Annotated in this window: 9 protein-coding genes and 1 pseudogene; 6 read left to right on the top strand and 4 right to left on the bottom strand. The window is 74.3% G+C overall.

All coding sequences use genetic code 11. The features are described 5' to 3' along the window. A partial coding sequence (locus ACFV5N_RS18995; protein WP_385600999.1) for a transketolase C-terminal domain-containing protein occupies nt 1-897 on the top strand: 897 nt, incomplete at its 5' end. A 630-nt stretch (nt 898-1527) separates the two neighbouring features. Next, on the top strand, nt 1528-1848 hold the full coding sequence (locus tag ACFV5N_RS18990; RefSeq protein WP_385601002.1) for an RNHCP domain-containing protein: 321 nt from the start codon (nt 1528-1530) through the stop codon (nt 1846-1848). A 140-nt stretch (nt 1849-1988) separates the two neighbouring features. On the opposite strand, the pseudogene ACFV5N_RS18985 reads toward ACFV5N_RS18990, so the two are convergent. From ACFV5N_RS18985 to ACFV5N_RS18970, 4 genes and pseudogenes are all read right to left on the bottom strand, one after another. Next, nucleotides 1989-2411: pseudogene (locus ACFV5N_RS18985) on the bottom strand (UTRA domain-containing protein); the annotation flags it as partial. A gap of 28 nt (nt 2412-2439) precedes the next feature. Continuing rightward, nucleotides 2440-3336 carry a PadR family transcriptional regulator gene (locus tag ACFV5N_RS18980; protein WP_385600996.1) on the bottom strand — a complete coding sequence of 299 codons (897 nt, stop codon included), beginning with the start codon at nt 3334-3336 and terminating at the stop codon, nt 2440-2442. Nucleotides 3337-3347: 11 nt separating this feature from the next. Next, nucleotides 3348-4226, bottom strand: a complete 879-nt coding sequence (locus tag ACFV5N_RS18975) for a DUF4097 domain-containing protein (RefSeq protein ID WP_385600994.1) — start codon at nt 4224-4226, stop codon at nt 3348-3350. A 108-nt stretch (nt 4227-4334) separates the two neighbouring features. Next, the gene (locus tag ACFV5N_RS18970; RefSeq protein ID WP_385600991.1) at nt 4335-4514 is read right to left on the bottom strand and encodes a DUF6104 family protein; all 180 of its coding nucleotides are present in this window, start codon (nt 4512-4514) and stop codon (nt 4335-4337) included. 144 nt (nt 4515-4658) lie between these two features. On the opposite strand from ACFV5N_RS18970, the gene ACFV5N_RS18965 reads away from it, so the two are divergent. From ACFV5N_RS18965 to ACFV5N_RS18950, 4 genes are all read left to right on the top strand, one after another. After that, nucleotides 4659-5054, top strand: coding sequence for a CU044_2847 family protein (locus tag ACFV5N_RS18965; RefSeq protein WP_385600988.1), 396 nt, complete (start codon nt 4659-4661; stop codon nt 5052-5054). Further along, entirely contained in the window at nt 5051-7189 is a 2139-nt protein-coding gene (locus tag ACFV5N_RS18960; RefSeq protein ID WP_385600985.1) for a trypsin-like peptidase domain-containing protein, read from the top strand. Before ACFV5N_RS18965 ends, ACFV5N_RS18960 begins: the two co-directional genes overlap by 4 nt. A gap of 77 nt (nt 7190-7266) precedes the next feature. Beyond that, nucleotides 7267-8307, top strand: coding sequence for an AAA family ATPase (locus ACFV5N_RS18955; protein ID WP_385600982.1), 1041 nt, complete (start codon nt 7267-7269; stop codon nt 8305-8307). 4 nt (nt 8308-8311) lie between these two features. Continuing rightward, a partial coding sequence (locus tag ACFV5N_RS18950) for an SAV_2336 N-terminal domain-related protein (RefSeq protein ID WP_385600979.1) occupies nt 8312-10054 on the top strand: 1743 nt, incomplete at its 3' end.

Below are 10054 nucleotides of genomic sequence, written 5' to 3'. Positions count from 1 at the left end.
GAGCTGTGGGGCGGCTCGGCCGACCTGGCCGGCTCCAACAACACCACCATCGACGCCGGTTCGTCCTTCCTCCCCGAGGGCAACCCGCTGCCGGAGGCCGACCCGTACGGGCGCACCATCCACTTCGGCATCCGCGAACACGCCATGGCGGCCGGGCTCAACGGCATCGCCCTGCACGGCAACACCCGCGTGTACGGCGGCACCTTCCTGGTGTTCTCCGACTACATGCGCAACGCGGTGCGGATGTCGGCGCTGATGGGCCTGCCGGTCACCTATGTGTGGACGCACGACTCGATCGGCCTCGGCGAGGACGGCCCCACCCACCAGCCGGTGGAACACCTCGCCTCGTTGCGGGCCATCCCCGGCCTGAACGTGGTCCGCCCGGCGGACGCCCACGAGACGGCGATCGCCTGGCGCGAGGCACTGCGCCGGGGCACCCCGCACGGCCTCGCCCTCAGCCGGCAGGGCCTGCCGGTGTACGCGCCGAACGAGGACGCGGCGCGCGGTGGCTACATCCACACCGAAGCGACCGGTGGCACACCGCAGGCGGTGCTGATCGCCACCGGCTCCGAGGTCCAGCTGGCGGTCGCTGCCCGCGACCTGCTCCAGGCCGAGGGCATCCCCACCCGCGTGGTGTCGATGCCGTGCGTGGAGTGGTTCGAGGAGCAGGACCGGTCCTACCGGGACGCGGTCCTGCCCCCGGCGGTCCGCGCCCGGGTCGCGGTGGAGGCCGGGGTCGCCCTGACCTGGCACCGCTACACCGGTGACGCGGGCCGGATCGTCTCGCTGGAACACTTCGGCGCCTCGGCGGACGGGGCCACGCTCTTCCGCGAATACGGCTTCACGGCGGAGGCCGTCGCGGAGGCCGCCCGGGCGTCGCTGGCCGACGCCTCCTGAAACCCCGGGCGCCCGCGCACCGCATCCCTCGCTGCGCGGGCGCCCGGTCCAACTCCCCGCTGTCGAACGGCGGGTGGGACGTCAATGGACGATCTGCATGACGCTGATGGTGGTCATTCCGTCGCCTTCGTGCGAACCGGCTCCGGGTTCGAGAACGGCGTCCCTGTGCAGTCGGAGGTCACCGCAGCCTGACCAGCCGGAATCGGGTTGTGGTCGCTGCCCATCCATGCTCTGATCGGCGAAGGGCTGTCGGCACCAGGGGAGAGGAGGGGTAATGCACCGACCACGCGGGACGGTCACGGCCACGCTCTGATCCAGGGGACGAGGCCGACGCCAGTGAGAGCGGGACGACACCTACCGCTGGCAGCTGAGGAGGCTCGGCTGACAGTGACCGGGACAATCCATGCAAACCCGGTCGAGGTCCGGATCCGGCGGCTGAGAGACGCCCCGGTGAAGCAGGAAGCGGAAGTAATCGCCGACCCCTGACGAGGGGGAACAGGCGGTGAACTGGTCCCTCGCCCGCAACGAGCCTGGGAACTGCCCGGCCGCGTACTGCGGGCGGACAGTGAGAACCGAACGGAACCCTGCACTCCCGATTGAAGATCCCTTCTTCGATCCGGAGGCAGAGCCATCAGCAGAACCGCCCAGAACCAGGGCTTCACCTGCGAGAACTGCGGGACGAGCGTGGTGCCGCTGAGCAATGGGAGCTATCGGAACCACTGCCCGACGTGCTTGTGCTCCAAGCACGTCGACATCCACCCCGGCGACCGGGCCTCGGCCTGCCACGGGATGATGCGTCCACAGCATGTCGAACATCGTCGTCGCAAAGGTCTCGTGCTCGTCCACCGCTGCATCGCCTGCGGATTCGTCCGGCCCAACAAGGTCGCCGACGACCCGGTGCAGGGAGATGACATCGACGCCATCATCGCCTTGATGAGCAGGCACAGGTAGCTTCAACAGCCGGGGCCCACGGGAACATCTCGTGGGCCCCAGCTCAACCATGAGTTTTGACTCATGCTCCCCATCGAGCCAAGAGCTCAGCAGGGGGCACACCCGTGTCCCTGCTTCGGTCATCCGCTTCACCGGACGTGTCAGCCGACCTTCAGCTCGTAGCTCAGCCGTTGGGTGGACGCGGCGAAAACCGACACATCCACCTGGAAGATCAGCCCGTCGCGGTCCAGGGTGTGGCGCAGCAGGTGCAGCACGGGCTCAGACGGCCCGAGCTCCAGGGTGGCGCGCTCCTCGGCATGGACTTCCTCCCGCACCACGTGCGGGGCATGTCCGAGGTCGCTGAGGAGAGCCACCACGCCACCACGGATCTTGCGCGTCGTGGCCAGCGCGGTTCCCCGCGCGATGCCGACGGGGAAGTAGGTCCGGGTCAGCTCCACCGCGCGGCCGTCGAGGCAGATCTCCCGGCGTCTCTCCACCACGGTCGTGCCTGCGGTGATTCCCAGCGCCTCGGCGATGTCACCGGGCGCGCCGACCTCCCCGGCCCCGACGATCCGCTGTGTGTCACTGCGCCCCTGGGACGCGGGGCAGCGCTCACGGAGCGTCCTGCCGGGCGTCCTCCCTGCGCAGCAGGGACAGGACCTCGGCGGCCGTGGCCGCCAGGCGGTCGCGGGCGGTGGTGAGCTGGGCGGGGGTGACGCCGTGGTCGCGGGCCGCGTCGCGGATGTCGTCGCGGAAGCGGTCCAGCAGGCGTTCCAGTTCGCGGGCGGCCTCCGCCGAGGTCTCGGCGTCCGCCCGGTCGCCGGGGGTGTGCTCGGGGGCGGGCCCGGCGGGCTGCTCGTGGCCGCCCATCCAGGGGACGTACGGGGCGTACACGCCGGGGCCCCAGCCGCTCAGGCCGTGGCTGAGGCCGTCCAGGCCGACCCGGACCGCGCCCTGCCAGTCGCCCGCGGCGGCGTGCGAGCGGACCTGCTCCTGGAGCCGCTGGGCCGCCTGCTCGAACTCGGTGCGGACCTCCTCGCGGGCCTGCTTCGCCTCCTGGCGGGCCCGGCGGGCCTCGTCCTTCGCCCGGCGGGCCTCGTCGCGCCGGCCCGCCGCGCCGCCGCGTGCCTGGGCGGCGGCCTGGCGCATCTCCTGGCGCAGATCGTGCGCGGAGCCGCTGACGTCCTCCCGGATGCCGTTGGCCAGTGCGGTGAGCGAGGCGTTGATCTCCCGCTCCAGTGCCGCCAGTTCGTCGGCTCTGGCGGCCAGCTCGCGGCGGCCCTCGGCCGTCAGGGAGTAGACCTTGCGGCCTCCCTCGTCGGTGTGGGTGACCAGCCCCTCCGCCGCCAGCTTCGCCAGCCTGGGGTAGACCGTGCCGGCGGAGGGCGCGTACCGGCCGTGGAATCGTTCCTCCAGGAGGCGGATGACCTCGTATCCGTGCCGGGGTGATTCGTCGAGCAGCTTGAGCAGGTACAGCCGCAGGCGGCCGTGACCGAAGACGGGGGGCATGGCGGGGTCCTTTACGCGGGGAAGGCGGAGGCGGGAGCGGGGGAGGCGTCCTGCTCGTGGGCGGCGGGCGGGCGGCGCAGCACGGTGATGCCTCCGGAGACGGTGCTGCACGTCAGCCGTCCGGCGCCGGAGCCGAGGACGCCGGTGAGCTGCTTGGGGCCCCAGGGACCGTGGACCGCCAGCTCGGGGAAGGCGCTGGAGACGGCCCCGCCGACGGTGTTGCCGGCGACGGTGAGGCCGATCGTCGCGGGCAGCCGCAGCGCCACGTCGCCCGAGACCGAGGTGAGCGCGAGATCGGCGACGTCGCCGGACGGCAGGAGGTCCAGGGCCAGTTCGCCGCTGACCGTGTCGGCGTGCAGGGCGGGGCCGCGGCCCTCCACCACCGTGAGCCCGCCCGAGACCGAGGTGAAGGTCAGCGGGCCGCCGAGCGACTGGGCCTCCACGTGCCCCGAGACGGTGTCGGCGGTGACCGCGCCGGCCAGGCCCACCAGCGTGGTCTGCCCGGTGACCCCGCGCACCTCCGCGTCCGCGCGGATGCCGCTGACCACGGCCGACGCGCTCACGGCGCCGACGGAGAGCCGGCAGTCCGCGGGGACTCTGATCGACACCACGGCCGCGCGCTTCATCAGCCGGCGCGGGCGCTTGGGCCAGCCCTTGAGGAAGCTCTGCCAGGGCAGGTCCTCGTAGCCGACCGTCAGCCGCCCGCCCGCGCGCTCGACCACCAGCGGCTCCCCCGTCACCTCGGCGATCTCCACCTCGGCGGTGGGGTCGCTCGTCCCCACCACGTTGACCGCGCCGCCGACGAGGCGGACGCGCAGCTCGCGGACGGGGTGCTCCTCGAAGGTGAGGGTCTGCGGTCCTGAGACCTCCCACCGGGACGTGGCGGCCATGGGTCCTCCTCCGTGCTCCTGGCGCACGACGATATATCGTGTCGCTTCTCAGGACACGATATATCGCGTTGGGGGGAAGTCAAGACCTGTCGCGACAGGTCACCCTTCTCAGTCCTCGTCCTCGTCGTCCAGCCGCGCCAGCCACGTCGCGAGCCGCTCCACCGGCACCTCGAAGTCCGGGTTGAGATCGGTGAACACCCGCAGCTGCTCGGCCAGCCACGCGAGGGTGACCTCCTCCTCGCCGCGCCGCCGCTCCAGCTCCTCGATGCCCCGGTCCGTGAAGTACACGCCTGCTCCCGTCGGAAAAAGAATGAAGAGAAAACCGAACGAAACCACCAGGATAGGCGGGCTTCCCCAAGCCACTCGCGCCTGTCGGTGGTGCCCGCTAACCTGCAAGGCACCAGCAGTCGCGAGCGACCACGGGGGACCTCGATGAGCAAGGGCATCACCGAGATCAGCCTGCCGGACGGCACCCCCGTCCTCGCCCGCGTCTCCGGCATCGAGGAACTGCACCGCCCCACCGCCCCCGGCGGCTACGTCGACACCGGCATCGCCGACGCCGCCGTCGCCCGACTCGACAGCCTGCGCGGCCTGATCGGCGGCGTCGCCGCCTCCCTCGCCGAAGGGCTGCGCGGCGTGCGCCCCGACGAGGTGAGCGTCACCTTCGGCGTCGAACTCACCGCCCGCGCCGGGAGGATCGTCGGCCTGCTCGCCGACGGCGAGACCAAGGGGTCCCTCACCGTCACCCTCACCTGGCAGGGCTCCCCGCCCGCCGCCCCCGACCCCGCGCCCGCCCCACCGGGCCAGCGCCAGGGGGAGGCCGCATGAGCCCCTACGAGGGCACGGGGGGCGCACAGGGCGAGGACGTACCCCACATCGAGACCCTGTTCCGGCTCCTCAGCTCCGCCACCGTACGCATCCATGCCGCGCCCGAGGGGTATGCCGAGGGCGTGTCCGGCGCGACACCCTGGGGCAGCGGCTTCTTCGTCGCCCCGGGATGGGTGCTCACCTGCGCCCACGTCGCACTTCGCGGGGGAAGAGACGAGGGAGGCAAGCGCGAAGTGGGCCTGAGCTTCGAGGAGACGGGCGACGGCGGGGCCACCGTCACGCACACCGTGCGCGGCCTCGTCGAATGGGCCCAGCCCGAGCACAGCCCGCCCGGCGACATCTGGCCGGGGCCGGACCTCGCCCTCGTCCGGGTGCTCAACCCGCCGCCCCACCCCTGCGTCTGGCTCAGCGAACGCACCGCGCGCTTCACCCTCGAAGACGTCTACTTCTTCGGCTGGGGCCGGCTCGCCGGCTCCAGCAGCCCGGTCGGCCCCGTCGACGGCCGCTGCACCGTCACCGGCCAGTACGGCACCGACGGCTGGCTCAAGCTCGGCAACCAGGACGAGATCCCGCACGGCGTCTCCGGCGGCCCCGTCGTGGACCTCGCCCGGGGCGAGGTCATCGGCGTCGTCAAAGCCTCCCGCTCGGCCGGCCGCGACGGCGGACTCGCCACCTCCATCGTCCAGTTACGCCGGATCGCCCCGCCCACCGGCACGGTCGCCGCCGAGACCGAGGACACCTACCAGCACGTCATGCACGCCCATGACCGCTACCACGCCCAGCGGCATCGCGACGACGAGACCACCCGCGACACCTGGACCGACATCCAGGGCCCGCTGCGCGCCACCGCCCGCCGCGCCCTCACCGCCGGTAGGCGCGCCGAACTCCTCGGCCTCCTCGCCGAACTGCCGCCCCCGCTCTCCACCGCCCGTCTTGACGAGATCATCGCCCAGCTCACCGGCCGCCGCTACGACGGGATACTCCCCGCCCCCCGCGGCTGGCGCGACGGCCTCGGCATGCTCTACGACCCCCGCCCCGGCGTGCGCGAACTCGACGCCGTCCTGCGCTACGCCGTGCACGCCGCCACCGCCGACCGCCCCTACCCCGCCCCCCGCGGCAGCGAACGCCGGCTGTGGGACTGGATCAGCTCCACCGCCGCCGGCGCCGAACTCGACCGCTGGTCCCGCCGCCGGCTGCGCGAGGAGTGGACCGAGCGGCTCGCCGCCCGCCGCGCCTGGCAGCACGACCCCTGGCCCGCCCTCGGCCCGGCCGACGCCGCCGCCACCGCGCTGCCCGACCCCGCCGACGACGCCCCGCGCCCGTACGTCCTGCTGGAGATCACCCAGCAGGGCTGGGAACGCAGCCGCTACGACTGGCGGGTGTGCGTCACCGGACCCACCGGCGAACGCACCCCCATCGACGGCGAGGACCGCGTCCTCGGCCCCGGCGAGCCCTCACCACGGCTGCGCGCCGTGCTCACCGAGGCGTTCCGGCGCGGCGACGAACCGGGCCGCCCCGTCCCGCTCCAGGTCTCCCTGCCCTACGCCCTGCTCGGCTTCCCCGTCGACGAGTGGCGGCTGCCCCACGACGGCCCCCAACTGGGCGAACAGCGCCCCGTCGTCGTCCGCCGCGCCGACCGCCCGGGGCCCGGCCCCGCCCCCGGCCAGGACCCGGGCCACGAAAGGGGCCTGCCCCGGCACACCCGCTGGACCGCGCTGCACACCGGGCCGATGCGCCCCGACCTCCTCGACTGCGCCGACAACCACCCCGCCCCGCTCCCCACCCCCGCCGCACTCGGCGGCCGGCCCCCGGAGACGGTGCCGGTGCTCTGCCGCACCGGCGTCCCCGGCGGCGACCCCGAAGCCCTGCGCCACGTCCTCGACGCCGGCTACGACGTCGTGCTGTGGCGCCGCGAGATCTCCGCCCGCGAACTCACCTGCACCGACTTCCACGGCCAGGTGACCCGCACGGTCACCGGCGTACGCCGGGCCGGCGCGCTGCCCACCGCCGTGTGGCGGCTGCGCGCCCAGGCCGCCGCCGAGGCACCCGAGGCCGAATGGTCACGGGGGCTCGCCCTCCTGTACGCCGACCCGGGCCACGCCGCCGGGTACGACGAGCCCCTGGAGATCCCGTGAGCGGCGACCGCCCGCCACGGGGCCGCCCCCACCGCACAGCACCTGGCCGACCGAGTGACAGTGACGAGGAGAGTGCCGTGGCCGCCACCGACTCCACTCCGGACCCCGAACGCGAATGGCTGATCTACCGGGGAGCCGGTGAGCCGCACGACCGCATCCGGGCCCTGCCGAAGCCGCCGCCGTGGCGCGACTTCGACGGCCGGCCGCTGGTCGCGCCGGGCCCCGACACCGACAGCTCCTCCACCCGCAGGCTCGGCACCTACCGGCACCTCGCCGAGATGCACCGGCCCAGCGCCGAGGAACTGGAGATCATCAACGCCGCGCTGTATCTGCGCCGCCCGCTGCTGGTCACCGGCAGTCCTGGCACCGGCAAGAGCACCCTCGCGCACGCCGTCGCCCACGAACTCGGCCTCGGCCGGGTCCTGCACTGGCCCATCGTCAGCCGCACCACCCTCGGCGACGGCCTCTACCACTACGACGCCATCGCCCGCCTCCAGGACACCCAGATCGCCGCCGGCAGCCGCGCCGCCGGTGTCCCCGCCCCGCGTGTCGGCGGGATCGGCAGTTATCTGCGGCTCGGCCCGCTCGGCACCGCGCTGCTGCCCACCGCCACCCCCCGGGTGCTGCTCATCGACGAACTCGACAAGAGCGACATCGACCTGCCCAACGACCTCCTCAACGTCCTGGAGGAGGGCTGGTACGCCATCCCCGAACTGGAGCGGGTCGCCGACCGCGAACCCGAGGTGGAGGTGCTGAACGACGACGGCGTCAAGGTCACCGTGCGCGACGGCCGGGTGCGCTGCAACGCCTTCCCGTTCGTGGTCCTCACCAGCAACGGCGAACGCGACTTCCCCGCCGCCCTGCTGCGCCGCTGCATCCACCTGGAGCTGACCAAGCCCGACCACGAGCGGCTCGCCTCCGTGGTGCGCGCCCAGCTCGGCGACCGGCTCGCCCACCTCGGCGACGACATCATCACCCGCTTCCTGGAGCGCTCCCGCACCGAACAGCTGGCCACCGACCAGCTGCTGAACGCCATCTACCTCACCCACCACGCCGAGCAGCCGACCCGCGACCGGCTCGCCGACCTGCTCATCCAGCGCCTCGACCGGCCGAGGTGACGGCATGGGGGACAAGCGGGCCACCGGCCGCCGCGATCAGCTGGCCGAACTGATCGACGGGCTGCGGCAGGCCGGTCTCGAACCCGGCTCCCGGGAACTGGCCGAGGCGCTGTGGCTGGCCGGGCACCTGACCCCCGGACAGCCGGCCACCCCCGGCCCGTCCGGCGGCGACGGCCCCGCGCCGCCCGACACCACCCCCGCCCCGGGCCGCCGCCACCGGTTCGGCACCGGCCCGGAACCCGCCCCCGGTGGTCCCGCGCCGGAGGCCGGAAATCGCACCGCGCGCCGGGCCTACCGGGATGATGAGCCCGTGCCGCTCTACCCCGACCACGCCGTGACCCCCGCCCAGGACCCGCCGGCCCCCGCCGACGCCCTGCGCGTCGGCGTGCCCGAGGCCAGAGCCCTCCCCTCCCTCCTCGAACTCGAACGCGCCCTGCGCCCCCTCCAGCGCTGCCGCCCCGCCGCCCCGCCGCCCGCGGGACCGGACCGGCTCACCCTGGACGAGGCCCGCACCGCCGAGAACACCGCCCGGGCCGGCGGACTGCTGCTCCCCGCCTTCCGCCCCACCGGCCGCCGCGATCTCGAACTCCAGCTCCTGATGGACACCACCTCCGCCATGCGGGTGTGGCAGCGGCTCCTGGGCGAACTCGCCGACGTCTTCGGCCGCATCGGCGCCTTCCGCGACATCCAGGTCCACTACCTGCACGCCCTGCCGGACGGCTCCATCGGGGTGAGCGGCCACTTCGACACCGACCCGGAGAGCCAGGACGCCGTACTGCGCCCCGCCCGCCGGCTGCTGGACCCCACCGGCCGCCGGCTGACCGTCGTGGTCAGCGACTGCGTCGGCCCGCTGTGGCGCGACGGCGCCGCCCACCGGCTGCTGCACCGCCTCGGCCGGTACGCGCCGACCGCCGTCGTCCAGCCGCTGCCCGCCCGGCTGTGGGCCAGGACCCGGCTGCCCGCCAGCCACGGCGCGCTGCGCCGCGCCGAGGGCCCGGCCGCCGGCGCCCGCCTCGGCTTCACCCCCGACGACCCCGGCCACCGGCCGCCGCCCGGCGCCGCCCCCGTACCGGTCCTGCCGCCCACCCCCGCCGCCCTCGGCGCCTGGGCGCGGCTGCTGTCCGGCGGCAGCGCGGCGGCGGTGCCGGCCGCCGTCGGCTGGGTACGTCCCGACCAGCCCGCCGCGCCCCCGGCGCGCCCCGGCAGCCGGTCCCGGCCCGCCACCGAACTGATCGCGAGGTTCCGCGCCACCGCCTCGCCCGGCGCCACCCGGCTCGCCGTGCACCTCGCCGCCGCCCCGCTGTTCCTGCCGGTCATGCAGCTCATACAGCGCACCATGCTGCCCGGCACCGGCCCGGCCGAACTCTCCGAGGTGCTGCTCAGCGGTCTGCTGCGGCGCGCCGGTGACGGCACCGGGGCGGACGGCCTGTGGTACGAGTTCGCCGACGGGGTGCAGGAGGAACTGCTGCGCTCCCTCGGCCAGGACGAGGCCATGCTGGTCCTCAAGCACTGCTCGGCGTACGTGGAGGCCAGGTTCGGCAAGGGCGGCCCCAACTTCCCGGCGCTCGCCCTCGCCCAGCTGACCGGCGGCCGGCTCACCCCCGTCCCCCCGTCCGGGGGCGACCCGGAGGGCGAGCCCGAGCCGGGCGGCGCCGCCCGCTCCCCGCAGCCGTTCGCCGAGGTCGCCGCCAAGGTGCTGCGCCGCTTCCTGCCCGGCACCCCGCAGCAGGGCACCCCGGCCCCGGAG

The sequence above is a fragment of the Streptomyces sp. NPDC059853 genome, assembly GCF_042731495.1.
GTDB lineage: Bacteria > Actinomycetota > Actinomycetes > Streptomycetales > Streptomycetaceae > Streptomyces.
Note: the sequence above shows the minus strand (reverse complement) of the source record. Positions and strands in the feature narration are given on the sequence as shown.